The organism is Pseudomonas sp. MDT2-39-1, assembly GCF_054898085.1.
In genome coordinates, this window is sequence record NZ_CM142716.1 from 3,311,035 (window position 1) to 3,336,628 (window position 25,594).

The 25,594-nt window shown below is 57.2% G+C and carries 27 protein-coding genes and 1 rRNA gene; 11 read left to right on the forward strand and 17 right to left on the reverse strand.

The window, feature by feature from the left end; all coding sequences use genetic code 11:
• Window positions 1-106: 106 nt before the first annotated feature.
• Entirely contained in the window at window positions 107-1,420 is a 1,314-nt protein-coding gene (locus tag ACYZTM_RS15770; RefSeq protein ID WP_131063535.1) for an IS4 family transposase, read from the forward strand.
• Between the two features lie 123 nt (window positions 1,421-1,543).
• On the forward strand, window positions 1,544-2,002 hold the full coding sequence (locus tag ACYZTM_RS15775; RefSeq protein WP_461983355.1) for an REP-associated tyrosine transposase: 459 nt from the start codon (window positions 1,544-1,546) through the stop codon (window positions 2,000-2,002).
• A gap of 99 nt (window positions 2,003-2,101) precedes the next feature.
• Here the strand turns inward: ACYZTM_RS15775 and ACYZTM_RS15780 are convergent, their stop codons facing one another.
• A complete protein-coding gene (locus ACYZTM_RS15780) occupies window positions 2,102-3,193 on the reverse strand; it encodes an aminopeptidase (RefSeq protein WP_461983357.1) in 1,092 nt (363 codons plus the stop codon).
• Between the two features lie 60 nt (window positions 3,194-3,253).
• On the opposite strand from ACYZTM_RS15780, the gene ACYZTM_RS15785 reads away from it, so the two are divergent.
• Together ACYZTM_RS15785 and ACYZTM_RS15790 are read left to right on the forward strand one after the other, a co-directional pair.
• Complete coding sequence (locus tag ACYZTM_RS15785; RefSeq protein WP_461983359.1) at window positions 3,254-3,676, forward strand: PA0061/PA0062 family lipoprotein; 423 nt, start codon at window positions 3,254-3,256, stop codon at window positions 3,674-3,676.
• Window positions 3,677-3,716: 40 nt separating this feature from the next.
• On the forward strand, window positions 3,717-4,139 hold the full coding sequence (locus ACYZTM_RS15790; protein WP_461983361.1) for a PA0061/PA0062 family lipoprotein: 423 nt from the start codon (window positions 3,717-3,719) through the stop codon (window positions 4,137-4,139).
• A 6-nt stretch (window positions 4,140-4,145) separates the two neighbouring features.
• Here the strand turns inward: ACYZTM_RS15790 and ACYZTM_RS15795 are convergent, their stop codons facing one another.
• Together ACYZTM_RS15795 and ACYZTM_RS15800 are read right to left on the reverse strand one after the other, a co-directional pair.
• A complete protein-coding gene (locus ACYZTM_RS15795; protein WP_438660436.1) occupies window positions 4,146-4,379 on the reverse strand; it encodes a DUF1161 domain-containing protein in 234 nt (77 codons plus the stop codon).
• A gap of 235 nt (window positions 4,380-4,614) precedes the next feature.
• A complete protein-coding gene (locus ACYZTM_RS15800; RefSeq protein ID WP_131059128.1) occupies window positions 4,615-5,046 on the reverse strand; it encodes an OsmC family protein in 432 nt (143 codons plus the stop codon).
• A 242-nt stretch (window positions 5,047-5,288) separates the two neighbouring features.
• Here ACYZTM_RS15800 and ACYZTM_RS15805 point away from each other — a divergent pair, with 242 nt between their 5' ends.
• Window positions 5,289-6,290, forward strand: coding sequence for an LLM class flavin-dependent oxidoreductase (locus ACYZTM_RS15805; RefSeq protein WP_131059129.1), 1,002 nt, complete (start codon window positions 5,289-5,291; stop codon window positions 6,288-6,290).
• Window positions 6,291-6,357: 67 nt separating this feature from the next.
• Here ACYZTM_RS15805 and ACYZTM_RS15810 read toward each other — a convergent pair whose 3' ends face one another.
• Complete coding sequence (locus ACYZTM_RS15810; protein ID WP_461983364.1) at window positions 6,358-6,579, reverse strand: DUF1161 domain-containing protein; 222 nt, start codon at window positions 6,577-6,579, stop codon at window positions 6,358-6,360.
• A gap of 122 nt (window positions 6,580-6,701) precedes the next feature.
• The gene (locus ACYZTM_RS15815; RefSeq protein WP_010465710.1) at window positions 6,702-6,917 is read right to left on the reverse strand and encodes a dodecin; all 216 of its coding nucleotides are present in this window, start codon (window positions 6,915-6,917) and stop codon (window positions 6,702-6,704) included.
• A gap of 157 nt (window positions 6,918-7,074) precedes the next feature.
• Here ACYZTM_RS15815 and ACYZTM_RS15820 point away from each other — a divergent pair, with 157 nt between their 5' ends.
• Window positions 7,075-7,401, forward strand: coding sequence for an ElaB/YgaM/YqjD family protein (locus tag ACYZTM_RS15820; protein ID WP_010465712.1), 327 nt, complete (start codon window positions 7,075-7,077; stop codon window positions 7,399-7,401).
• Here the strand turns inward: ACYZTM_RS15820 and ACYZTM_RS15825 are convergent.
• The gene (locus ACYZTM_RS15825; RefSeq protein ID WP_131059131.1) at window positions 7,398-8,291 is read right to left on the reverse strand and encodes a LysR family transcriptional regulator; all 894 of its coding nucleotides are present in this window, start codon (window positions 8,289-8,291) and stop codon (window positions 7,398-7,400) included. The two genes, ACYZTM_RS15820 and ACYZTM_RS15825, sit on opposite strands and share 4 nt — an antisense overlap.
• Window positions 8,292-8,403: 112 nt before the next feature.
• On the opposite strand from ACYZTM_RS15825, the gene trpB reads away from it, so the two are divergent.
• Window positions 8,404-9,639, forward strand: a complete 1,236-nt coding sequence (trpB, locus tag ACYZTM_RS15830) for a tryptophan synthase subunit beta (RefSeq protein WP_131059132.1) — start codon at window positions 8,404-8,406, stop codon at window positions 9,637-9,639.
• Window positions 9,639-10,451, forward strand: coding sequence for a tryptophan synthase subunit alpha (gene trpA / locus ACYZTM_RS15835; RefSeq protein WP_461983367.1), 813 nt, complete (start codon window positions 9,639-9,641; stop codon window positions 10,449-10,451). Before trpB ends, trpA begins: the two co-directional genes overlap by 1 nt.
• Window positions 10,452-10,684: 233 nt before the next feature.
• Here trpA and ACYZTM_RS15840 read toward each other — a convergent pair whose 3' ends face one another.
• From ACYZTM_RS15840 to ACYZTM_RS15890, 11 genes are all read right to left on the reverse strand, one after another.
• Window positions 10,685-12,610 (reverse strand): DUF7844 domain-containing protein, encoded by a 1,926-nt coding sequence (locus tag ACYZTM_RS15840; RefSeq protein WP_461989143.1) that lies wholly within the window; start codon window positions 12,608-12,610, stop codon window positions 10,685-10,687.
• 32 nt (window positions 12,611-12,642) lie between these two features.
• Window positions 12,643-12,963: a DUF2388 domain-containing protein gene (locus tag ACYZTM_RS15845; RefSeq protein WP_131059136.1), complete on the reverse strand. Its 321-nt coding sequence runs from the start codon at window positions 12,961-12,963 to the stop codon at window positions 12,643-12,645.
• Between the two features lie 28 nt (window positions 12,964-12,991).
• A complete protein-coding gene (locus ACYZTM_RS15850; RefSeq protein ID WP_131059137.1) occupies window positions 12,992-13,309 on the reverse strand; it encodes a DUF2388 domain-containing protein in 318 nt (105 codons plus the stop codon).
• A gap of 106 nt (window positions 13,310-13,415) precedes the next feature.
• Window positions 13,416-13,733: a DUF2388 domain-containing protein gene (locus ACYZTM_RS15855; protein WP_010465729.1), complete on the reverse strand. Its 318-nt coding sequence runs from the start codon at window positions 13,731-13,733 to the stop codon at window positions 13,416-13,418.
• 143 nt (window positions 13,734-13,876) lie between these two features.
• Window positions 13,877-14,086, reverse strand: a complete 210-nt coding sequence (locus ACYZTM_RS15860) for a DUF1127 domain-containing protein (RefSeq protein WP_131059147.1) — start codon at window positions 14,084-14,086, stop codon at window positions 13,877-13,879.
• 259 nt (window positions 14,087-14,345) lie between these two features.
• Window positions 14,346-14,561 (reverse strand): DUF1127 domain-containing protein, encoded by a 216-nt coding sequence (locus ACYZTM_RS15865; protein WP_007902752.1) that lies wholly within the window; start codon window positions 14,559-14,561, stop codon window positions 14,346-14,348.
• A 319-nt stretch (window positions 14,562-14,880) separates the two neighbouring features.
• The gene (locus tag ACYZTM_RS15870) at window positions 14,881-16,374 is read right to left on the reverse strand and encodes an acetyl-CoA hydrolase/transferase family protein (protein WP_461983370.1); all 1,494 of its coding nucleotides are present in this window, start codon (window positions 16,372-16,374) and stop codon (window positions 14,881-14,883) included.
• Between the two features lie 181 nt (window positions 16,375-16,555).
• Window positions 16,556-17,992: an NAD(P)(+) transhydrogenase (Re/Si-specific) subunit beta gene (locus ACYZTM_RS15875; RefSeq protein WP_461983372.1), complete on the reverse strand. Its 1,437-nt coding sequence runs from the start codon at window positions 17,990-17,992 to the stop codon at window positions 16,556-16,558.
• Window positions 17,992-18,315 carry an NAD(P) transhydrogenase subunit alpha part 2 gene (locus ACYZTM_RS15880; RefSeq protein WP_131059140.1) on the reverse strand — a complete coding sequence of 108 codons (324 nt, stop codon included), beginning with the start codon at window positions 18,313-18,315 and terminating at the stop codon, window positions 17,992-17,994. Before ACYZTM_RS15880 ends, ACYZTM_RS15875 begins: the two co-directional genes overlap by 1 nt.
• A gap of 15 nt (window positions 18,316-18,330) precedes the next feature.
• Window positions 18,331-19,452, reverse strand: coding sequence for a Re/Si-specific NAD(P)(+) transhydrogenase subunit alpha (locus ACYZTM_RS15885; RefSeq protein WP_461983374.1), 1,122 nt, complete (start codon window positions 19,450-19,452; stop codon window positions 18,331-18,333).
• A gap of 435 nt (window positions 19,453-19,887) precedes the next feature.
• Window positions 19,888-20,787 (reverse strand): LysR family transcriptional regulator, encoded by a 900-nt coding sequence (locus ACYZTM_RS15890; protein WP_131059141.1) that lies wholly within the window; start codon window positions 20,785-20,787, stop codon window positions 19,888-19,890.
• 157 nt (window positions 20,788-20,944) lie between these two features.
• On the opposite strand from ACYZTM_RS15890, the gene ACYZTM_RS15895 reads away from it, so the two are divergent.
• The 3 genes from ACYZTM_RS15895 to ACYZTM_RS15905 all read left to right on the forward strand — a co-directional run bounded on the left by ACYZTM_RS15895 (window position 20,945) and on the right by ACYZTM_RS15905 (window position 25,541).
• The gene (locus ACYZTM_RS15895) at window positions 20,945-22,126 is read left to right on the forward strand and encodes an acyl-CoA dehydrogenase (RefSeq protein ID WP_010465741.1); all 1,182 of its coding nucleotides are present in this window, start codon (window positions 20,945-20,947) and stop codon (window positions 22,124-22,126) included.
• 13 nt (window positions 22,127-22,139) lie between these two features.
• Window positions 22,140-23,360 (forward strand): CaiB/BaiF CoA transferase family protein, encoded by a 1,221-nt coding sequence (locus ACYZTM_RS15900; protein ID WP_461983376.1) that lies wholly within the window; start codon window positions 22,140-22,142, stop codon window positions 23,358-23,360.
• A gap of 642 nt (window positions 23,361-24,002) precedes the next feature.
• Window positions 24,003-25,541, forward strand: a 16S ribosomal RNA gene (locus ACYZTM_RS15905).
• The last annotated feature ends 53 nt before the right edge of the window (window positions 25,542-25,594 follow it).

Here is a 25,594-nt window from a genome sequence, read left to right on the forward strand (position 1 = left end):
ATGTGATCTGTAGGAGCGAGGCTTGCCCTAATGCCAGTCAGTTAAGAAATTGACTTGCCCGCCCAGCAGTAATAGAAACGGGCTTATGTTTTTATGAGCCCGCTTCATGTCCCTACAAAACGCCCTTCAAGAAGTTACCAAACTCAATCCGATCTCTTTCGAACGCTTTGCGCAACTGATCGATCCCCTGTGGATCGAGCAAGCGCTGGCCTCGACCGGAACGGTTTCTCTGCGCCGTAGACGCCTGCCGGCCGAGCGTATTGTCTGGTTGGTGGTGGGGTTGGCCTTGTTCAAGAACGAGCCGATTTGGCTCATCGTGCAGCAGCTGGGACTGGCTTTGGGCGAAGCAAAGGTGCCTGTGCCCAGCGCAGCAGTCCAGGCCCGGCAACGGCTGGGAGCAGAGCCCCTTGCCGCACTGTTTAAGCAATTGGCAGAGTCATGGGGCGGTGCTGAGCAGCCAGCTTCGGCTGGCTTTTTAGGGTTACGCAGCTTTGCGGTAGACGGCGTGGTTTGGTCCACCCCTGACACACCAGAAAACCGCCAAGCCTTTGGTGGCGGGCGGACTCACTCGGGAGACGGAGCCTGGCCACAAGTGCGCGGTGTTTGCCTGATGGATACCTATAGTCACTTGATTCGGGCTGCCTGTTTTGGCGAGTTTGCTGTCGGCGAACTTCGCTATGCCAAAGGTCTGGAGAAAGCGGTAAGCGATCATTCGGTGACGATTTTTGACCGCGCCTATTACTCGGCGGCCCTCTTGCTCGACTGGCAGCACAGTGGAACCGAACGGCACTGGCTCATGCGGGCACGCAAACCGCTCAAGTACGAGGTGATCGAAGAGTTGGGCGCCGGTGATTGGCTTGTGCGACTGACGGTTTCCAGAGATGCGCTCAAGCAACGTCCAGACCTTCCTAGCCATTGGCAGGCAAGACTGATTGAGTACTCGATAGACGACAAACCCCGCCGCTATCTCACCTCGTTGATCGATGCCGAACGTTACCCTGCCAATCAGGTGGCGGGGCACTACAACGAACGCTGGGAAATCGAGTTGGGTTACCGCGAGATCAAGCAAAACCTGCTCAAAGGAGAGCAATTACGCAGTAAACAACCTGATCTGGTGCGTCAAGAACTGTGGGGAACTCTGCTGGCCTACAACCTGATCCGTCAGGAAATGCGCTTGATGGCTGAAGAAATAAAGGTGGTACCGCAACGCTTGAGTTTTCTCTGGTTGTCTCAAGCGGTCAGCAATGCGCTGCGCTTCTGTCCGCTGGAAACGCCAGGCACGATCCCTAAACGACTGGCAGAACTGAGAATCCAGGCTCAGCACTTCATACTGCCAGCCAGACGAGAGCGAAGTTACCCAAGAGTGGTCAAGCCTAGACCAGTCAAATACCCCAAAAAGAGGGCTGGAGGGCTTAACTGACTGGCATTAAGGCTTGCCCGCGAAGGCGTCCTTCCAGACACATCCTGAGCAACAGTTATCACTCAAATTCCTTCTAATCGTCCTAGCCTCAAAGACTAAGGCCACGATCAAGGAGGATCATCTTTGCCAGAGTTAAAAAATGCTCATCGATTGCGCACTGGACGATATTCGGAGTCCGGACAGATCTACCTGCTGACCGCCGTGGTTTTGAATCGGGAACCGTTATTCCGCGACTTCAAGAGTGGGCGATTGGTAGTAGACGCTCTGAGAACTGCCGAGCGAGAAGGGTTTGCGACGTCACTGGCCTGGGTCGTCATGCCCGATCATTTCCATTGGCTGATCGAGTTGCATAATACTCAGTTACCCAAGTTGATGGCTCGAACCAAATCACGCATCGCAGTGACGCTAAATCGCTCGTCAGGACGCCAAGGTCCGGTTTGGCAACATGGTTATCACGATCGAGCCGTTCGTAAGGAAGAAGATCTACAGGCGGTTGCTCGCTACATCGTCGCCAATCCGTTGCGAGCGGGCTTGGTCGAGAAGGTGGGGGATTATCCGCTGTGGGATGCGATCTGGTTGTGAAGTTTGAAGACGCCTTCGCGGGCAAGCCTCGCTTCTACAGGATTTATGTAGCCTCACCCAGCTCCTGTAGGAGCGAGGCTTGCCCGCGAAGAGGCCCGCTCAGCCACCGAAGTTTAATGGTCCAGCCAATGCCTTCAAAGCTACCTTGCGCTCAATCACCGGAAACGCACCAAGCTGCTCGACGGCCGCATAAAACTTCAACCAGTCCCCACCGACCTGCTTGAACAGCGCCGCAAACGCCGGTACCCATTGGTCGTACAAACCAAACGGCAACAACCGGGCATTGTTCATCGGTGCATTGATCCACCCGTCGTAGCGCTTGTCGCCGGCCCATCGGCTGTCGCGCAGTTGTCGATACTCATGGCGCAGCTGTTCGAACTCCGCCGCTTTGCGTTGGCGCATCTGGTCGACGGGTATCGGCAGGGCGTAGAGCTTTTCAAGCCGTGTGCGAGTATCCAGAACCAATTGAATGAACTGGTCCCGTTGCTGCGCCTGCGCACCGTTGTCGGGTGCCAGACCGCGCGATGCACGCCATTGCCGGGTGCCTTCCTGTTCGACGAAGGTGGCGAAAGACTCGTTGAACTGCGTGTCGTCTTTTACATAGAAGCGCTGATGGGCGAGCTCGTGGAAGATCAACGTCGCCAGCCGCTCGTCGCCCCAACCCATCATTGAGCTGATAATCGGATCATTGAACCAGCCGAGCGTCGAATAGGCCTCGACGCCGCCAATCGACACGTCCATACCTTGCAAACGCTGCAAGGCAGCCTCGCCGCGGGCGGCACTCTGGCTGTAATAACCGCGGTAGGCGACACAGCCAGCGACGGGGAAACAATGGTTTTGCGGTGTCAGGGAAAATTCCGACGTGGCAAAGACGTTCCAGACCACGAACGGCCGGCCAATGTCGGCGTATAGGCGGTAGCTCTGGTTATCCGGCAGATGCAGCTGCTGGCTAGCGAATGTCCGGGCCTTTTGCGACTGGGTCAGATGCGCACGCAGCATCGGATCGCGAGACGGATCGGCAAGCACCTCGGCCACCGGCTCCCTGGCTCGCAGCAGTTGCAACTGACCACTGGCCAATTGGCTGTAATAGCTGACGCCCGCGCAACCGCTGAGCAATAAAAGCAACACACCCGGAAACAAAACGCGCAAAACGCGATCAAGTAACCCAAGGCTTGGAAGCGGCCTGATCAAAATAAAATCATCCCTGGAGAGTCTGCCCGCAAGACTATCCCGCCTGACTGGAGCTCCGCCATGCGCAAGTTGATGCTAACGGGAGGCTTGTTGATGCTGACCGGCTGTGCCGGATTTGGATTACCCCACCATGATCCGGCTCAAGCGTGGATCGACCTGGAATCACAGCAAGAAGACACCGCGTTGCAAGCGCTGGAAGTCGATGACAAGAGATCCACCGACAAGCGCTATTTCGAGGTTCATCCGGGCAGTCATGAGCTGACGGTTCGTTACCAGTTCCCGGTCCAGCCCACCAACATCGGCCCCGACGCGCAGCCTCTATGGCGTGACTGCCAGTTGAATGTGAAATTCAACGACTTCAACGCCGGTGAGCGGTATCAGCTGCAAGCGGGGAATATCGGTTTCCGGCCGTGGGCAAAGCTCTATGATCAGCAACGGAAAGTGATTGGCCAGGGTACACCGGCGGGCTGCCAACGCAGCTGATCAGCGCTATGCTGAATGACCATCCTTTGGGACATTCATCATGCGCAGGTTGATGCTGTTGCTCGCTGCAAGTGTGGTTGCAGGCTGCCAGAGCCCGTTACCGGCGTTAAATCCGCAGATGGCCTGGGTCGAGTTCTCGACGCCATTCCCCAACGATAAATTGCTGATGGCTGAGCGACTGGACAAGCAACGAATGCGCGACGGGCGTTTTTTCCAGGTCACGCCCGGCAGCCATGAGCTGGTGGTCAGATTCGACTTTGAAGTGCCCGGTGGTGGGGGCATGGGCATGATGAGCTCCCCCGTGGAACGGCTGTGCTACCTGACCGTCAACTACGATCATTTCGAAGCCGGCCAGCGCTATGTGCTGGAGGGCCGTTCAATGGCATTCACCCCCGGCGCCCGATTGTTCAACGCCAAGCGGGAGATCGTCGCTGAAGATCGGCAGGCCTATTGCGTCCCGTGAGGTGAATCAGCGGTCGTTTTTCTGGTAGATGATTTTCCTGGTGCCGTTTTCGCAGCTGCCGACGACCATGTTCTGATCGTGCACTTCGTCATTGGTGACGATTTCCAGGGTGTAGGACGAGACGTTATTGGCCTGGATCTTGGCCTCGATCTCGGCCTTGAGCTCTTCACAGGATTTCGGTGCCGCCAGGGCCGAAGTGGCCAGTGCGCAACAGATAATCGCCAAGGCAAAACGTTTCATGGTTGAAGCTCCATTGAGGCAGCGCGCAGGGTACTGCATTTCGGCTGCTGTCATTTATTCGACCACAATTTTGCGAGGCGAGTTCTGACATCGCTCACAAAGCTTATGTTTTTTGCCGTAGGTATTGAGTCGTTTACAAGATCGCTTTCGCGAGCAGGCCCGCCCCCACATTTGGTACTTGTTTCAAAGGTGGGAGCGAGCTCGCGAAAGCGTCAGTGCATTCAGCGCCTGATTATCAGCTGACCAACGTCGCATCCAGACTGATCTTCGCGTTCAGCACTTTGGACACCGGGCAGCCTTCTTTGGCCTTGTTGCTCAGTTCCTCGAACTGCGCCTGTGTGGCCCCGGGGATTTTCGCCTTGAGGATCAATTTCACCGCAGTGATCGAAAAACCACCGTCGACCTGATCCAGGGTGACTTCAGCGTTGGTATCGATGCTGTCAGCCTTGAGACCGGCATCGCCCAGGATCATCGAAAACGCCATGGAGAAGCAGCCCGCATGGGCTGCGCCGATCAGTTCTTCCGGATTGGTGCCTTTGCCGCCTTCGAAACGTGCCTTGAAGCCGTAGGGCGCTTCTCTGAGTACACCGGTTTCAGTGGAGATCGAGCCGATACCGGTTTTCAGGTCACCTTCCCAATGAGCCGATGCTTTCTTCGTAATAGCCATGTCTGCCTCCTCAAGATCCGGTGCGAACGTCGCACCTTCGTGGTTTTCGGTTGCTAGGGTTCTGAGGATAGACGGTGGTGCAAAGTTCACCTGATCTCATTAGTCCTACCATTTCCGTAGGAAATTTAGTCCTGGCTATTGAAACTCGGGTATATGCCCTCATTGCATGAAGCACGCTTATAGATTCGGCAGGTTTTCGTTCGCGAGAAAAAACCTGCGCCCTCAATTGGAGAAGCAGGCATATGAAACGACTGTCCGATATCAAGTTCTCGACCCTTGATCTGGTGCCCGTGCGAGAGAACGGCAGCGCGGCCCAGTCGCTGCGCAACTCCCTGGACCTGGCGCAGCACGTCGAAAAACTCGGCTATAACCGCTTCTGGGTTGCCGAACACCACAACATGGATGGCATCGCCAGTTCGGCAACCTCGGTACTGCTCGGCTACCTGGCTGGTGGCACTTCGACCATTCGTGTCGGGTCGGGTGGCGTAATGCTGCCCAACCACGCGCCGCTGGTGATCGCGGAGCAATTCGGCACCCTCGAAAGTCTGTATCCAGGGCGGATCGATCTGGGGCTGGGCCGCGCCCCCGGTTCCGATCAAATGACCGCCCGTGCCTTGCGTCGTGAACGTTCCGGCAGTGCCGACGAGTTTCCGGAAGACGTCGCCGAGCTGATGCGTTACCTCGGCCCGCGTACGCCGGACCAGCGGATCATCGCGATGCCGGGCACCGGCACCAACGTCCCTGTCTGGCTGCTGGGCTCTAGCCTGTTCAGTGCTCAACTGGCCGGTGAGCGCGGTTTGCCCTACGCCTTCGCTTCCCATTTCGCACCGCGCTTCATGCATGAGGCGATTCGCGTCTACCGCAATCACTTCAAGCCTTCAGCGGTGTTGGATAAGCCCTACGTGATGCTTGGCGTGCCGCTGGTGGCCGCTGACACTGACGAACAAGCGGATTACCTGGCGACGTCGGTCTATCAGCGCATCCTGGCGTTGATGCGCGGCCAAAGCCTGGTGCAACGTCCGCCCGTGAAAACCATGGATGGCCTGTGGCTGCCCCATGAGAAAGAAGCCGTAGGTGATTTTCTCGGTCTTGCGATGGTGGGCAGTCCGCAGAAAATCCGCGCCAAACTTGAGGTGCTGATCGAGCAGACCCAGGCAGACGAGCTGATTTTCACCTGCGACCTGTACGAACATTCCGATCGCGTGCACTCCTATGAGCTGCTGGCGAAGGTCATGAAGGGCTGAGGCTCGGACGACGCCCATAAAAAAGCCGACGCGGTGCGTCGGCTTTTTGATTTGTGCGGGAATCAGCCTACTTCGTGTAGACGATGACCTTGGTGCCCTTTTCACAGGTGCCGACGACTTTACCGACGGCAGCAGCGTCTTTATCGACGATTTCCAGTGAATAGCCGGCAACGCCCTTGGCATCAAGTTTCACTGCGATTTCGGCTTTCAGCTCTTCGCACGACTTGCCTTCAGCAAACGCTGTTCCGGCAAGGCTCAACAAACCTACCGCAAAAATAAAATGCTTCATCGGTCGCATTCCCTGGTCGGATCAAAGGGAGCATCCAGCCATCAGCTGGAGGCACTCATATAGCGCTTTGCCATTCCCTATGGCACGCGGCCAGCGCGCAAGTTCAGAACACTAGCTCAAACTCAGCTGCTGGCAATCCGGAACCCGACTTTGAGCGTCACCTGAAAGTGGGCAGCCTTGCCGTCCTTGATGTGCCCGCGGGTTTCGGTCACTTCAAACCATTCCAGATGCTTGATGCTTTTATTAGCTTCGGCCAACGCGTTGTTGATTGCATCTTCAATGCTGCTGGTGGACGAGCCAACGAGTTCGACTTTTTTGTAGGTGTGATGATCGGTCATGGCGTTCTCCTCAAGGTGTGAAATACAGCCTAGCAGTGATTTTTCGTATTACTTCTGTCGGCTCATGCGACGCGGAAGTTCAGATTTACTGCACTTTCTCGAACCCCTGAAGTCCCAACCAACACACGCTACTCATCACCAATGAAGGAGAGCCACCATGGCCAACACCTCTTTACGTAAAGCCTCATTGCAAAGCATGGAAGCCGAGATCGAGAGTCTGCTGAAATCTTTGGAAAACCTGAAAGACGACGCCTCGGACGAGTCGCGTAAAACCCTGAAAGCATTGAAAGGCAACGCCGAGAACGCGCTGAAGCATTCGCGCCATCTGCTCAGTGATGCGTATGAAGAAGTCAAAGTCAAAACCCGCGAAACCGGAATTGCCACTCGGGACTACGCCCAGGAACACCCTTGGACTACAGCGGGTGTCGCTGTGGGTGCACTGGGCCTGCTCGCGGCGTACCTGCTGTTCAAACGCGGCGACTAATCTGTCTGGCGCAGTTCAGCCTTGAGCCACTGCGCCAACTGCTGAGCGCGCCCGTCCGCGGCGCGCTTGGGTAGCCACAAAGCCAGTTGCGCCGGGGTTTCACTGAATCCCCAGGGCGCAACCAGGCGACCCGCCTTCAAGTCCTCGGCCACCAACGGCTCAGGTGCAATCGCCACCCCCAGGCCTGCCACTGCAGCCTCCAGCAAATAATACAAATGCTCGAAACCCTGACCGTACTTCAACGCCTTGGCGTCGAGGCCACTTTGCTGTGCCCAGCTCGGCCAGGCTTGTGGGCGCGAGGTGGTGTGCAGCAATGGCTCATTCAATAGCGCTGTGGCCGGCGCACCTTGCAGCCTTTCATAACCCGCAAAGCGTGGGCTCATGACCGGTCCGATTCGTTCGCTGGCCAACTCATAGACTTGCATGTCCGCCGGCCATGGGGGCTCGGCAAACACCAGCAAGGCGTCGAGCCCCGGTCGACGCGGATCGAGATCGCCTTCCCCGGCCGACAGGTGCAGGCGAAGGTCCGGCAGGTCCGCATTCAATCGTCCCAGGCGTGGAATAAACCAGCGCGCCAGCAAACTTCCCGAGCAACCCAGTACGAACGGTGCGTCGGCGGTGGTTTGGGTCAGCTCTGCGCAAACAGTGCGCAGACGCTCAAAGGCTTCACCGCTGGCATCGCGCAATCGGACGCCGGCATCTGTGAGTTTCAGGCCGCGTCCATCCTTGATGAACAGGCTCACGCCCAAGTGCTCTTCAAGCACCTTGAGTTGCCGGCTGACCGCGCCATGAGTAACGTGCAGCTGTTCGGCAGCCTGGCTGACGCTGTTCAGCCGTGCCGTGGCTTCGAAGGCGCGAAGGGCGTTCAGCGGGGGAAGGTCGTGGCTCATGGGATCTGTGAGTTTTCCTGACAGGTTGTGGCGATCTTATCGGTTTTCAGGCTGGGGCGTCAGGGGTAGAGTGACCGTCATTGTCATCTCACGAATCCCACTGGAGCGACCCATGACCCAGACTGATCTGCGCAACGGCCCCGACGCCAACGGCCTGTTTGGCTCGTTCGGTGGCCGCTATGTTGCGGAAACCTTGATGCCTTTGGTCCTCGACCTGGCCCGTGAATACGAATTGGCCAAGGAAGATCCGGCGTTCAAAGAAGAATTGGCCTACTTCCAGCGCGACTACGTCGGACGTCCAAGCCCGCTGTATTTCGCTGAGCGTCTTACCGAATTTTGCGGCGGCGCGAAGATTTACCTCAAGCGCGAAGAGCTGAACCACACTGGCGCGCACAAGATCAACAACTGCATCGGCCAGATTCTGCTGGCGCGGCGCATGGGCAAGAAACGCATCATCGCCGAGACCGGCGCTGGTATGCACGGCGTGGCGACTGCCACCGTGGCTGCACGTTTTGGCCTCGATTGCGTGATCTACATGGGCACCACTGACATCGAACGTCAGCAAGCCAACGTATTTCGCATGAAATTGCTGGGCGCCGAAGTGATCCCGGTTGTGGCCGGGACCGGCACACTTAAAGATGCGATGAACGAAGCGCTGCGTGACTGGGTGACCAACGTCGACAACACCTTTTACCTGATCGGCACCGTGGCCGGCCCGCACCCTTATCCCGCCATGGTTCGCGACTTCCAGGCCGTTATCGGCAAGGAAACCCGCGATCAACTGCAAGCCCAGGAAGGTCGCCTGCCGGACAGCCTGGTGGCGTGCATCGGTGGCGGTTCCAACGCCATGGGCCTGTTCCACCCGTTCCTCGATGACAAAAGCGTCGAAATCATTGGTGTGGAAGCCGCCGGTTACGGCATCGAAACCGGCAAGCATGCCGCCAGTCTGAATGGTGGCGTCCCGGGAGTGCTGCACGGCAACCGTACCTTCCTGTTGCAGGACGACGATGGCCAGATCATCGACGCTCACTCGATTTCCGCCGGCCTCGACTATCCAGGTATCGGCCCGGAACACGCCTGGTTGCATGACATCGGTCGCGTTCAGTACACCTCGGTAACCGACGACGAAGCCCTCGATGCGTTCCACAAATGCTGCCGTCTGGAAGGGATTATTCCTGCACTGGAAAGCGCCCACGCGTTGGCCGAAGTATTCAAGCGCGCACCGACCCTGCCGAAAGATCACCTGATGGTGGTCAACCTGTCCGGTCGTGGCGACAAAGACATGCAAACCGTGATGCACCACATGGAAAACTCTCAACAAGAGCAGTCCAAGCAGGAGAAACACTGATGAGCCGCCTGCAAACGCGTTTTGCCGAACTCAAGGAACAGAATCGCGCCGCCCTGGTGACTTTCGTCACTGCTGGCGACCCGAGCTATGACACTTCCTTGGCGATCCTCAAAGGCTTGCCCGGTGCTGGCGCCGATGTGATCGAGCTGGGCATGCCCTTCACCGATCCGATGGCTGACGGCCCGGCGATCCAGTTGGCGAACATCCGCGCCTTGGGCGCCAAGCAGAACCTGGCTAAAACCCTGCAAATGGTTCGCGAGTTCCGTGCAGGCAATACCGAGACGCCGCTGGTGTTGATGGGTTACTTCAACCCGATTCACATGTACGGCGTGCCGCGTTTCATTGCCGACGCCGTCGAAGCCGGTGTTGATGGCTTGATCGTGGTCGACCTGCCGCCGGAGCATAACGGCGAGCTGTGCGACCCGGCTCAGGCAGCGGGACTGGACTTCATCCGCCTGACCACGCCGACGACTGATGATGTGCGTCTGCCGACCGTTCTGAATGGCAGCTCCGGCTTCGTCTACTACGTCTCTGTTGCCGGTGTGACCGGTGCGGGCGCAGCGACCCTGGAGCATGTTGAAGAGGCCGTTGCTCGCCTGCGTCGCCACACCGATCTGCCGATCAGCATCGGTTTCGGTATTCGTACACCGGAGCAAGCGGCGTCCATCGCGCGTCTGGCCGATGGTGTCGTGGTGGGTTCGGCGTTGATCGATCACATCGCCAATGCCACCACGCCGGAACAGGCGGTTGATGGCGTGCTTAGTCTTTGCTCGGCGTTGGCTGAAGGCGTGCGTAAGGCCCGCGTCAGCTGAAGGTAAAGTTCCTGGTACAGAGGAATTAGAGCCTCGCGGCACAGACTAAACAGCAAGACCGAGGGCTTCAGTACTACGTTCTGAAGCCCTTTTTGCTGTATGTGCAGTGAGGAAAGACCATTGTGCTGATCGCCGTGGGCACCGGGATCGTCTATGAAATACTGGAAGGCGTGCTTTGATTTAACGTACGGGCAAAAAGAAGGCTTCGTGGATCATCCACGAAGCCTTCTTGTTTATGGCAACTCCAGTCCGCCCGCGGCTTTATGCAATTTGCGCAAATGTTCGCCAACCTGTTTCAGGTTGGCTTCATTGGCGGCCATCTCAGCCGCCCGGCTCGGTTCGAGCAGCGCTCTGACTTCCTTGTCCAGATCGCCGGTCAGCACTTGAAGCTGTTTCTGCCGCAGGTTGCTTTCCGATTCCAGGCGCTGCCATTCATTCGGTTGGGGCAATCCATAGCCGCCGGTGCCGAGCAGCTCCGCGGGACGGCTGAGGAAGCCGCTGTTGGCGAGAATCTGCTGCAAGGTCGCGTTCGCCTTGTCCATGCCGCCGTTCTTCAACTCCCGAGCGCCCAGATAACGCTGTTTCACTTCATCCTGGGCTAACACCAACTGTTGACGGAAGCTCGCCTGCTCCAGCAACAGCAATGCGGCACTGGTGCGCAAGTCAGCCTGCTCAAACCATTGCCGACGTTCTTCAGCTTTCAAGGCCAGCCAGTCTTCGACTTTGTCCTGTTTGATCGGCAGGTGCTTCTTCAACACTTCGAACATCGCTTGATAACGATCACGGAAGGAGTCGAAGCGATAGCCCAGGCGTAGCGCTTCGCGTGGATCATCCAACACGCTGGTATTCGCCAGTCCGCGACCCTTCATCACTTCCAGCAAACCGTTAGGCATGATGCTGTCGAGCCCGACCAGTTTCGCGTTATTGCTGCCGCTACGCAGCAATTTCAGGCCTTCCACCGCGCAATTGTTTGAGAGGAAATAATAGTTGCCGTCGTAACTCCAATGCATCTCGGCAGCGTGTTCCACCACGTCTTCAATTTCGTTGCGCGACAGGTTCAGCGGCACCGAGGCCAGGCTGCGCAGTTCAGTCTTGGTGTATTCGTCGATCACCTGGGCCAACGGCAAGACAAACAGCCGCGACGGGTATTTGCCCACCAGTCCATCCCAGCTCGACAGCTGTACGTCGCCGACGAAGGCGCGGTAGGACAAGACCAGATGCTGGTCGAGATCGAGTCGACAGTCCGGTCCCCGTGGCCGACCCGGCGCGCAGATCACCAGGCGCAACATGCTGTGCCCCCAGCGGCTGACCCAGTTCTGGTTGGCTTCGGCCAGCAGGTAGTCGACGGCGTACACCCGTTCCGGGTCGACCTGGCCCAGCGGTTGTTTGGCGAAGTCGTTGCCGGCATTGAGGAAGGCAAAGGATTTTCCGCAAGCATCTTTGGCGGCGGGTGCCCAATCGAAATGTTTTTTGTAGTAGCGATACAGCGCGGGGCGCCGGCAGGCATAGCTCGGGTCCAGGAGGAAATACTCCATGTTGACCGCGACGAACTCTTTGGGACTACTCGTTTCGTAGATGTCGGGGCTGCGGGCGATTTGCCGGTTGTGCTGTTCGCGCTCGCCACGGCGACCGACGTACTGCGGCCAGCCGGCCAGGTCGAGCAGGCGCGGGTCATCGCTGAGGGTAAAGCGGCGGTCGGATTGACCACGGCATTCATCCGGGATGCCGACCAGGCCGGAACTGCTGTTGCGCCGGGTGCAGCGCTGGATCAGCGTGCGCTCCGTGTCCGGCCACAGGCGCGAACGGTCGTAAATGTGGGTGAGTTCATGCAACACCGTTGCGAGCATTTCGCGGCGGACGGTGCCATGGGGGCGATAGGTTTTCTTTGTCGCGGCGCTGCCGTCCGTGAGGCTGGCGAGCAAGTTGCGGTTCAGATCGAGTTCGGACACCAGCGATGCCTGGCCATAGGCATTGCTCGGCATGTCATCCGTCCAGCCGACATCAATGCGCCGGTCCAGTCGCTCAATGAAGCGTGGCGGCAAGGCCTGCATGGCTTCATCGAGCAAAGCTTGACTGGCTTGCTGTTGTTCGGGGCTCAGACCCAAGGTCTTGAGCCGTAATTCCAGGTCAGCCTGGGCCGCGTTGCAGAGCAGCAACATCAGCCCGGCCAGCAGCCAGGCGCTTGTCGACTTCACAGTGCGAGGATGGCTTCGGCGAGCACCTGATCACTGGCGTACCGGGCTTCCGGCACACGGGTGCGCAGCGTGTTGATGGCCGCTTCAAGGTGCGCGCCGCGTATGTCGCCATCGCTGGCAACGAAACTGGCCGCATCGTCGTGGGCTTCACGGATGATCTTCGAATCGCGGATCGACGTGGTGGTATCGGACGTGAAATCAAGGGTGCGCTGGGTGGCATTGATGATGATGTTACTGGTGGCGACCAGGGTATGCGCCTGGGTCACATCGGCCATTAAAAGCAGGCTAAGGGCAACAGCAATCAGAGGGCTACGCATGGAACGACTCCGCAAGGACAAAGGATAACTATTGGACGAGAATTGCCTGCGCCAGTTCAAGGTCGCTTGCATGAAGTTTTGGCTGGGTCTGGCGCAGGTAAACCAGCGCGGATTCCAGTTGCGCCCCGCGTAGTTGGCCGTCACTGGCGATGAACGCCGCAGCGTCATCGTGTGCCGCGATCAGCAGCTTACGGTCGAAGGGGGCGGCGGTCACCATGCTTGTGGCGTAACCGGTGACCACAATGCCTTGTGTCGACAGGTTGAACGCGTCGTAGGCATAGGTCGCGCCCGACCAAAAAGCCGCGAGAAATACTGAAGTGAAAAACCGCTTTGAAAGAAAACGCATGAGACTCGACTGCTGAAAGCGAGTCCAGAGGCTAGCGCAATGCCCGGGCTAGAGCCAGCGCCGAAACATTGGGACACGACAAGCGTGTCCCACGTAACTGTGTCGCTTAGATCGTCAGGATGGCCTGTGCCAGCTGTGCATCGGTAGCGTTCAGCTGAGGCGCCTGGTGGCGAATGTGGTCGAGTGCGCTTTCCAGTTTCACACCACGAATGGCGCCTTCGCTGGCGACGAAGCTGGCGGCGTCGTCACGGGCTGCGCGCACGATCTTGTCATCGCGAAAGGAAGAAGTGACATCGGAGGTTGCATCGGAACTGGACTTCAGCGCGCCGACAACGGCGTCCGTGGTCACGATAAAGCTGGTCGCGTGGGAATTGGCAGCCACGGCAAGCAGGGCTGCAGCGCTGAGCAGACGAAGACGGGACATGGTGTAACTCCTTTGGATAACCGATTGAAAAGTGATGAGGCAGCTGTTGAGTCAGACGCCTGTCGTACAGCGCTCGCCACGTTCTGGTTTGATATTAGGCCTGCTTTTATCGGTTCGAACAGTCCCTTCTGTTAAAGCTGACCTTAGCGCCAGAACGGTTTATCCAATTCATTGAGCCGATCTGCGTGGCTGATGCCTAGGTCTGATAGTTGACGATCATCGAACTGACCCAGCAAACGCCGGGTTCGAGCCCTCTCAAGGTTGGCGGCGAGTACTTTCAGCAACTGTTGAAACCTGTGGAATCGACGCTTCGTTTGAGGGGCTGAAGCGGAAACATTCAGTAGGTTATTCATGGCGCAATCCTTTTGCCGGTGGGTGATGCCTTCCATGTTGAGCCCTTCACGTTTGGACCGACAGATACACCGTCATGAAATTGTACTGATGCAATGTAATAATTGTTAGAACTGTACCTGTCTCCAACTATTCCTTTTGTACCGGCACTTACAAAGGCCGAAAACGACAAAGCCCGTCGAGGTTTCCCACGACGGGCTTTGTTTTTTCAATTTGGAGTGCTGGCGGTGGACCCGGTGGGTCAGAGCCAGCGACGCTAGGTTAGCGCCAGAACGGCTTGCTCAGCTCTTCGTAGCGTTGTGCTTCGCTAATCCCGGCATCAGCCAGCAGACGCGAATCCAGGCGAGCCAATTGATGGCGGCTGGAGATGCGGCGCTGCCACAGCATCAGGTTGGCAATAACGCGAAGAGGCATGGAAGCCTGGGTTTTTGCAGCGGTATCTTCGAAGAACAGTTCGGAACTGAGTGTACGTTCCATGATTGACATCCTTCCGCTTGTGGCGGGATTAGGTAGTGGTTTAACTGATGCCAATGATCCTCTCGTTTGGCGAGTCTCTCTAGATACAGTTCACCTGTATTGTGAGGGACCAGTTAACTGTTAATAGGCGGTGTACTGGTCGAAATTGAGGCAACTGTATCTGTCCGCTCTAAAGTGGTGCATTATTGATGGTTTGGTTTGAATTGGTAGGCAAGTACGGTAGGAAAAGACCGGTACAGCAGTACAGTTTTAAACAGAATCGCATGTGGCAAGGAACAGCTGACGCAACTGTGTTTGCGTCAGCTGTTTTTTCTCTGGATCAGACCGCCAGCATTCGCCCGGTTTCTTCCAGGTTCATGTGCCAACGCAGGGCATCGCGCAGGATATGCGGGGTGTGTCCGCCCAATGCGCAAGCCGCCGTAAAGTAGTCATCCAGTGCCGGGCGATAATCCGGGTGCACACAGTTATCGATGATCACCCGTGCCCGCTCACGCGGCGCCAGGCCCCGCAAGTCCGCCAGACCAATCTCCGTCACAAGGATATCGACGTCATGCTCGGTATGGTCGACGTGGCTGACCATGGGCACCACGCTGGAAATCGCGCCACCCTTGGCGATCGATTTGGTGACGAAGATTGCCAGGTGCGCATTGCGCGCAAAGTCCCCGGAGCCGCCGATGCCATTCATCATCCGCGTGCCGCAGATATGGGTGGAGTTGACGTTGCCGTACAGGTCGAATTCCAGCGCGGTGTTAATGGCAATGATGCCCAGCCGCCGGACCACCTCGGGGTGATTGGAAATCTCCTGCGGCCGCAGAACCAATTTGTCCTTATAGTGCTCCAGGTTGCCGAAAACGTCGGCATTGCGCCGGCTCGACAGGGTGATCGAACTGCCTGAAGCAAAGCTCAGCTTGCCGGCGTCGATCAGGTCAAAGGTCGAGTCCTGAAGTACTTCGGAGTACATGGTCAGGTCTTCGAACGGCGAGTCGATCATGCCGCACATCACGGAGTTGGCGATGGTGCCGATACCGGCCTGCAACGGGCCGAGCTTGTTGGTCATGCGCTCTGCGGCCACCTCTTGCTTGAAGAAGTCGATCAGGTGATCCGCGATGGCCTGGGTATCGACGTCCGGCGGCAGCACAGTGGAGGGCGAGTCGGACTGATTGGTGATCACGATCGCGACAATCTTTTCCGGCGGAATCGGGATGGCGGTGCTGCCAATGCGATCGTCGACCTTGACCAGTGGAATAGGTGTGCGGGTCGGGCGGTAAGTCGGGATATAGATGTCGTGCAAACCCTCGAGATTCGGGTTGTGCGCCAGGTTGATCTCGACGATCACCTGTTTGGCGAAAATCGCGAAGCTGGCCGAGTTACCCACCGAAGTGGTCGGCACGATATGGCCCTGCTCGGTGATCGCTACGGCTTCAATCACGGCGATGTCCGGCAGCTTGAGCTGCTGGTTGCGCAGTTGCTCCACGGTTTCCGAGAGATGCTGGTCGATGAACATCACTTCACCGGCGTTAATGGCCTTGCGCAAGGTGCTGTCGACCTGGAAGGGCATGCGCCGTGACAGTACGCCGGCTTCGGTGAGCTGTTTATCAAGGTCGTTGCCCAGGCTGGCGCCGGTCATCAAGGTGATTTTCAGCGGGGTGATTTTGGCGCGTTCGGCCAATGCGTGGGGCACGGCTTTGGCCTCGCCAGCGCGAGTGAAACCACTCATGCCGACGGTCATGCCGTCCTCAATCAGAGCGGCAGCGTCAGCGGCGCTCATCACCTTATCCAACAACGAAGGCAAGCGAATACGATCACGGTACATGGATTGTTATCTCGGGTAACGGAAGCAAGGTGTGCAGTCTAGTGATTTGAAAAAAATCCGTCCCGCTACCATGGTCGAATGCAGAGGCCTGATTTAGAGCCTTTGGTCGGGTTTCGCGGGGAATAAAAAAACCCCAGCCTACTAAAGGCTGAGGTTTTGGGTATTGCTGCTTCCGCAGGTTTTACTCGATGGCTTTGACCATGTCTTCGATAACTTTCTTGGCGTCGCCGAAGACCATCATGGTTTTGTCCAGGTAGAACAGTTCGTTGTCCAGACCGGCATAGCCGCTGGCCATCGAGCGCTTGTTGACGATCACGGTCTTGGCTTTATAAGCCTCGAGAATCGGCATGCCGGCAATCGGCGATTTCGGATCGTTCTTCGCCGCCGGATTGACCACGTCGTTGGCGCCGAGCACCAGCACCACGTCGGCCTGACCGAACTCGGAGTTGATGTCATCCATCTCGAACACCTGCTCGTAAGGCACTTCGGCTTCGGCCAGCAGGACGTTCATGTGCCCTGGCATCCGACCGGCGACGGGGTGGATTGCAAACTTCACGGTGACTCCCCGGTGAGTCAGCTTCTCCGCCAGCTCCATCAGTGAGTGTTGGGCGCGTGCCACCGCCAGGCCATAACCCGGAACGATGATCACGGTGTCGGCGTTGGTCAGCAGGAAGGTCGCATCGTCAGCCGAACCGGATTTCACCGGACGGGCCTCTTTCGAGCCTGCCGGGCCAGTTTCATCTACCGTGTTGCCGAAACCGCCGAGCAATACGTTGAAGAACGAACGGTTCATCGCCTTGCACATGATGTACGAGAGGATCGCACCGGACGAACCCACCAGCGAACCGGCGATGATCAGCATCGAGTTGTTCAGCGAGAAGCCGATACCTGCCGCTGCCCAGCCGGAGTAGCTGTTGAGCATCGACACAACCACCGGCATGTCTGCGCCGCCGATCGGGATGATGATCAGCACACCCAGTACGAAGGCCAAGGCCAGCATCAGTGCGAAGGCGCTGAGGTTGCCGGTCAGCATGAAGGTGATGCCCAGCGCCAGTGTTGCGAGGCCCAGCACCAGGTTCAGTTTGTGCTGACCACCGAACTGTACCGGTGCGCCCTGGAACAGTCGGAACTTGTACTTGCCCGATAGCTTACCGAACGCGATCACCGAACCGGAGAAGGTGATTGCACCGATGGCGGCGCCGAGGAACAGCTCCAGGCGGTTACCGGCAGGAATCGAATCACCCAGCTGTTTAACGATGCCCAGCGATTGCGGCTCAACGACCGCCGCGATCGCGATGAACACTGCAGCCATACCGATCATGCTGTGCATGAAGGCGACCAGTTCCGGCATCTTGGTCATTTCAACGCGCTTGGCCATGATCGAACCGGCAGTGCCGCCGACCAACAGACCGACGATGACGTAACCGATGCCGGCAGTGGCCAGCTCAGCGCCCAGCTTATAGATGAGGCCCACGGTGGTGAGGATCGCCAGCGCCATGCCAAGCATGCCGTACACGTTGCCGCGTCGGGAGGTTGTCGGGTGGGACAAGCCTTTGAGGGCCTGGATAAAGCAGATCGACGCGATCAAGTAGAGCGTCGTTACAAGATTCATGCTCATTACTTCGGCGCCTCTTCTTTTACGACTTTCGGGGCTTTTTTCTTGAACATCTCAAGCATCCTGCGAGTCACCAGGAAGCCACCAAACACGTTCACTGCCGCCAGAGCCACCGCGAGGGTGCCCATGGTCTTGCCCAGTGGCGTCACGGTCAAAGCCGCCGCCAGCATGGCGCCAACGATTACGATCGCCGAAATGGCGTTGGTCACCGCCATCAGAGGCGTGTGAAGTGCTGGTGTTACGTTCCAGACCACGTGATAACCGACATAAATCGCCAGCACGAAGATGATCAGGTTGTAGATACCGGGGGAGATAAACTCTTCCATCGTCTGAATCCCTGCTTAGGCGTTTTTGCGGATGACTTGGCCGTCGCGGCACATCAGGCACGCGGCGACGATGTCGTCTTCGAGGTTGATCTCGAACTGGCCTTCTTTGTTGAAGACCAGCTTCAGGAAGTCCAGCAGGTTGCGTGCGTACAGGGCCGAAGCATCTGCCGCGACTGCGCCGGCCAGGTTGGTCGGGCCGCAAATGGTCACGCCATTCTCGACCACGACCTGGTCGGCCACGGTGAGCGGGCAGTTGCCTCCCTGGGCTGCCGCGAGGTCGATGACCACCGAGCCTGGTTTCATCTGCGCCACGGTTTCCGCGCTCAACAGCGTCGGTGCCTTGCGGCCCGGGATCAGTGCGGTAGTGATGACGATGTCAGCCTGCTTGGCGCGCTCGTGCACGGCCAGGGCCTGACGTTGCATCCAGCTGGCGGGCATTGGCCGGGCGTAACCGCCGACACCGACAGCGCATTCGCGCTCTTCATCGGTCTCATACGGTACGTCGACGAACTTGGCGCCGAGGGATTCGATTTGTTCTTTTACCGCAGGACGCACGTCGGACGCTTCGATCACTGCACCCAGACGTTTCGCCGTGGCGATCGCCTGCAAGCCCGCAACGCCGGCACCCAGAATCAGCACGCGTGCCGCTTTCACGGTGCCCGCAGCCGTCATTAGCATTGGCATGAAGCGGGGGTAGTGGTGAGCGGCCAGCAACACGGCTTTATAGCCGGCGATGTTCGCTTGGGAGGACAGCACATCCAGGCTTTGAGCGCGGGAGGTGCGGGGAGCCGCTTCCAGCGCGAACGCGGTAATGCCGCACTCAGCCAGCTTGGCAATGGTTTCATTGCTGAACGGGTTGAGCATGCCCACCACAACGGTGCCGCTCTTGATCAGCGTCAGTTCGCTGTCGCTGGGGGCGACCACCTTGAGAATCAGCTCGGCACCAAACGCATCGTTGGCGCTGCCAATCATTGCGCCTGCCGCTTCATAAGCACTGTCGACAACGCTGGCGTTAATGCCGGCGCCGCTTTGCACAGTGACCTTGTGACCCTGGCCGATCAGCTTTTTGATGGTTTCCGGGGTTGCAGCAACCCGGGTTTCACCCGTCTGGGTTTCGAGAGGAACACCAATGTGCACGTCAAATCTCCTGCGTGATCTTATTGAGTAAACCCAGGCACTTCGGATGGTACGGCTGGGGCGGCCGATCAGCACGATCCCGCCAAATCTCGGCGGGGCGCGGCATTTTGCAGGCGAACTTTGTGCCCTTCAAGGGATTATGACGGGTGACGGAAAATTAACTACAAGTCACCCCGTGACCGAATGTCGCAACTTACCGGTTCGATCCCTTGTAAACCGTGACTTGTAAGGGTTTTTGGCAAGTTTTAGGAAATTACAAATCGTTACGGTGAATGAGGTGTCATATCTGGGAAATGCAGGCTAAAAGCCACGTATTCAGGCGCTTGTGGGACGTTTGTACTGCTTGCAGATACAGTCTACGAATATGCGACAAATACGTACATCTGTAGGGCTTTGATTTTATTGACTACCGGGTCAGCTAGTGGGTGTAAGCCTTTATCCTTCTAGGCTGTAGCTATGTGCCTGGGTGACCAGCCAATCGCGAAAGGCCCGTAAGGAGGCCGATTCGACCTTTCGCTCTGGAATCATCAGGTAATAGGCCTTGATGCTCGACAGTGCTTGGGTGTTGGCTATCACCAGGCGTTTCTCGGTCAGTTCGCGTTGAATCAGGAATGGCGGTATCAGCGCAATCCCCATGTCGTGCATCGCCGCTTGGGCAAGCATGGAGAATAGCTCGTAGCGCGGTCCTGTCATGTCTCGCGGAACATTAAGGTGCTGGGAGTTGAACCATTGGCGCCAGGCATAAGGCCGCGTGGTCTGTTGCAGCAGGGGCAATTCGGCGATTTGATCGGGAGTCAGGTTGGCTTTTTTGCCCAGTAGCGTTGGGCTGCACACCGGCATCGGATTTTCGCCCATCAGCCTGTGGGATTCAGTACCCGACCAATCCGCATCGCCGAAATAAATCGCGGCATCGAAGTCGGTGTCGGCAAACAGGAAGGGGCGTGTGCGGTTGGTGAGGTTGACCGTCACTTCCGGGTGTTTGTGCTGGAAATCCTTGAGCCGTGGAAGCAGCCATTGGGTGCCAAAGGTCGGCACGACGGCCAGCTCGATCACGTTCGCGCCTTGTTGCCCCATCACCGACAAGGTGTCCCGTTCAACCGCGTCGAGTTGGGTGGCTACGCGGCGGCTGTAGGAAAGTCCGGCCTCCGTCAGCTTCACTCCGCGTCGCGAGCGTCGGAACAGTTCGACGCTGAGGAACTCTTCCAGGCTGGCGATCTGTCGGCAAATAGCGCCTTGGGTGAGCGAAAGCTCCTGCGCCGCTTTGGTAAAGCTTTCGTGGCGCGCTGCCGCTTCAAAGCTGATCAGGGCGGTAGTGCTAGGGATTTTCCGGCGCATGTACTTCAACCTCACTAATACATCGCATGTAGGCTATCTTGCGACGTTACGGAGTGAGAAATTAGCACAACAGTATGCAAAATCCTCGTTTGCCGTAGCGCTAAACCCGGCCTAGGATCAGTCCACGTTATTTGACCCGATTCGAGAGGACACACTCATGGGCGGTAAAGCTAGCTTCAACTGGATCGATCCCCTGCTGCTGGATCAACAGCTCACCGAAGAAGAACGCATGATCCGCGACACTGCAGAGCAATTCGCTCAGCAGAAGCTTGCACCGCGTGTTCTTGAAGCTTTCCGCCATGAGAAGACTGATCCGGCGATCTTCCGCGAGATGGGTGAAGTGGGCCTGTTGGGTGCGACCATTCCCGAGCAGTACGGTGGCAGCGGCCTGAACTACGTCAGCTACGGGCTGATCGCTCGTGAAGTCGAGCGCGTCGACTCCGGCTACCGCTCGATGATGAGTGTGCAGTCCTCGCTGGTCATGGTGCCGATCAATGAATTCGGCACTGAAGCCCAGAAACAGAAGTACCTGCCGAAACTGGCATCGGGCGAATGGATTGGCTGCTTCGGTCTGACAGAGCCTAACCACGGTTCCGACCCGGGCGCGATGATTACTCGTGCACGCAAAGTCGAAGGCGGTTACAGCCTGACCGGCAGCAAGATGTGGATCACCAACAGCCCGATCGCCGATGTGTTCGTGGTCTGGGGTAAGGATGATGCGGGCGACATTCGTGGATTCGTTCTGGAGAAAGGCTGGAAAGGCCTGAGCGCTCCGGCGATTCACGGCAAGGTTGGCTTGCGCGCATCTATTACCGGCGAGATCGTCATGGACAACGTGTTTGTTCCTGAAGAAAACATCTTCCCGGATGTCCGTGGTTTGAAAGGCCCTTTTACTTGCCTTAACTCCGCACGCTACGGCATTTCCTGGGGCGCCCTCGGCGCAGCCGAGTTCTGCTGGCACACCGCTCGCCAGTACACCCTGGATCGTCAGCAGTTCGGTCGTCCATTGGCCGCTACTCAACTGATCCAGAAGAAACTGGCCGACATGCAGACCGAAATTACCCTCGCACTGCAAGGCTGCCTGCGTCTGGGTCGTATGAAAGATGAAGGCACAGCGGCAGTCGAGATCACCTCGATGATGAAGCGCAACTCCTGCGGCAAGTCCCTGGACATCGCGCGCATGGCGCGTGACATGTTGGGCGGCAACGGCATTTCCGATGAGTTTGGTGTTGCTCGTCACCTGGTCAACCTGGAAGTGGTGAATACCTATGAAGGTACGCATGACGTCCACGCACTGATCCTCGGTCGCGCGCAGACCGGCATCCAGGCGTTCTATTAATAGGAGAACGTCCATGGGCGCGCTTTCGCATCTGCGGGTACTGGATTTATCGCGAGTGCTGGCCGGGCCTTGGGCCGGGCAGATCCTTGCGGACCTTGGCGCCGAAGTGATCAAGGTTGAGCGCCCGGGCAATGGCGACGATACGCGCGCCTGGGGGCCTCCCTTCCTGAAAGACGCCTATGGCGAGAACACCAGCGAGGCCGCCTATTACTTGTCGGCCAATCGCAACAAGCAATCGGTGACCATCGACTTCACGCGTCCGGAGGGGCAAAAGCTGGTGCGTGACCTGGCGGCCAAGTCGGACATCCTGATCGAGAACTTCAAGGTCGGTGGCCTGGCAGCCTATGGGCTGGACTATGAGTCGCTTAAGGCCATCAATCCGAATCTGATTTATTGCTCCATTACCGGCTTTGGCCAGACCGGGCCTTACGCCAAGCGTGCGGGTTATGACTTCATGATCCAGGGCTTGGGTGGGCTGATGAGCCTGACAGGTCGACCTGAAGGCGATGAGGGCGCAGGGCCGGTGAAAGTCGGTGTGGCACTGACAGACATCCTGACCGGGCTTTATTCGACTGTGGCGATCCTTGCAGCGCTGGCTCATAGGGATCATGACGGTGGCGGTCAGCATATCGACATGGCGTTACTGGATGTTCAGGTGGCGTGCCTGGCCAACCAGGCGATGAACTATCTGACTACGGGCAATGCGCCCAAGCGCCTGGGTAATGCTCATCCGAACATCGTGCCATATCAGGATTTTCCTACGGCGGATGGCGACTTCATCCTCACCGTGGGTAATGACGGGCAATTCCGCAAGTTTGCGGAGGTGGCTGGGCAGCCTCAGTGGGCGGATGACCTGCGTTTCGCGACTAACAAGCTGCGGGTGGCGAATCGTGCGGCGTTGATTCCGCTGATCCGTCAGGCGACGGTCTTCAAGACCACGGCTGAATGGGTGCTGCAGCTGGAGCAGGCGGGTGTGCCCTGTGGACCTATCAATGACCTGGCTCAGATGTTTGCCGATCCTCAGGTCAAGGCGCGTGGGTTGGCTATCGAGCTGCCCCATGTACTGGCCGGGATGGTGCCGCAGGTAGCGAGCCCGATTCGCCTGTCGGAGACACCGGTGGAATATCGTAATGCGCCTCCTTTATTGGGTGAGCACACGCTGGAGGTTCTGCAGCGGGTGTTGGGTCTGGATGCTGATGCGGTCGCCGCTTTTAAAGTGGCGGGGGTACTCTGAAGACTCCTTCTATATAGAGAGAGTGGTTTTGCTCTCCTATATAGAAGGGAATCAGCCTGTTTTTTGGCTTTCTGCAAGTTATTGATAGAAAAGCTGAATTAGGTGTTGACGGCAGATTCTGGACGTCTATAATTCGCCCCACTTCCGGCGCAGTCGAAACGGAAAACTCCTTGGTAAACAAAGAGTTACGCAGTTTTCGACAGCGAGTTGCTTCAGGTTATCGAAGCGCAGAAGGAGTTGATCAAGCAGGTGGGTTTGGCTTGATTGACGGTTCGATCTTCTCGGTCGAAAGCGGTGTAAAAGAGGTGTTGACAGCAGCGAGTAACGCTGTAGAATTCGCCTCCCGCTAACGAGAGATCGGAAGCGCAAGTGGTTGAAGTTGCAAAGGAAACTTTGAAAACTTCTGAAAATAACCGCTTGACAGCAACAGAGGCTGCTGTAGAATGCGCGCCTCGGTTGAGACGAAAGATCTTAACCAACCGCTCTTTAACAACTGAATCAAGCAATTCGTGTGGGTGCTTGTGGAGTCAGACTGGTAGTCAACAAGATTATCAGCATCACAAGTTACTCAGCGAGAAATCAAAGATGTAACCAACGATTGCTGAGCCAAGTTTAGGGTTTCTTAAAAACCCAAAGATGTTTGAACTGAAGAGTTTGATCATGGCTCAGATTGAACGCTGGCGGCAGGCCTAACACATGCAAGTCGAGCGGCAGCACGGGTACTTGTACCTGGTGGCGAGCGGCGGACGGGTGAGTAATGCCTAGGAATCTGCCTGGTAGTGGGGGATAACGCTCGGAAACGGACGCTAATACCGCATACGTCCTACGGGAGAAAGCAGGGGACCTTCGGGCCTTGCGCTATCAGATGAGCCTAGGTCGGATTAGCTAGTTGGTGAGGTAATGGCTCACCAAGGCGACGATCCGTAACTGGTCTGAGAGGATGATCAGTCACACTGGAACTGAGACACGGTCCAGACTCCTACGGGAGGCAGCAGTGGGGAATATTGGACAATGGGCGAAAGCCTGATCCAGCCATGCCGCGTGTGTGAAGAAGGTCTTCGGATTGTAAAGCACTTTAAGTTGGGAGGAAGGGCATTAACCTAATACGTTAGTGTTTTGACGTTACCGACAGAATAAGCACCGGCTAACTCTGTGCCAGCAGCCGCGGTAATACAGAGGGTGCAAGCGTTAATCGGAATTACTGGGCGTAAAGCGCGCGTAGGTGGTTTGTTAAGTTGGATGTGAAATCCCCGGGCTCAACCTGGGAACTGCATTCAAAACTGACAAGCTAGAGTATGGTAGAGGGTGGTGGAATTTCCTGTGTAGCGGTGAAATGCGTAGATATAGGAAGGAACACCAGTGGCGAAGGCGACCACCTGGACTGATACTGACACTGAGGTGCGAAAGCGTGGGGAGCAAACAGGATTAGATACCCTGGTAGTCCACGCCGTAAACGATGTCAACTAGCCGTTGGGAGCCTTGAGCTCTTAGTGGCGCAGCTAACGCATTAAGTTGACCGCCTGGGGAGTACGGCCGCAAGGTTAAAACTCAAATGAATTGACGGGGGCCCGCACAAGCGGTGGAGCATGTGGTTTAATTCGAAGCAACGCGAAGAACCTTACCAGGCCTTGACATCCAATGAACTTTCCAGAGATGGATTGGTGCCTTCGGGAACATTGAGACAGGTGCTGCATGGCTGTCGTCAGCTCGTGTCGTGAGATGTTGGGTTAAGTCCCGTAACGAGCGCAACCCTTGTCCTTAGTTACCAGCACGTAATGGTGGGCACTCTAAGGAGACTGCCGGTGACAAACCGGAGGAAGGTGGGGATGACGTCAAGTCATCATGGCCCTTACGGCCTGGGCTACACACGTGCTACAATGGTCGGTACAGAGGGTTGCCAAGCCGCGAGGTGGAGCTAATCCCAGAAAACCGATCGTAGTCCGGATCGCAGTCTGCAACTCGACTGCGTGAAGTCGGAATCGCTAGTAATCGCGAATCAGAATGTCGCGGTGAATACGTTCCCGGGCCTTGTACACACCGCCCGTCACACCATGGGAGTGGGTTGCACCAGAAGTAGCTAGTCTAACCTTCGGGAGGACGGTTACCACGGTGTGATTCATGACTGGGGTGAAGTCGTAACAAGGTAGCCGTAGGGGAACCTGCGGCTGGATCACCTCCTTAATCGACGACATCAGCTGCTCCATAAGTTCCCACACGAATTGCTTGATTCATTG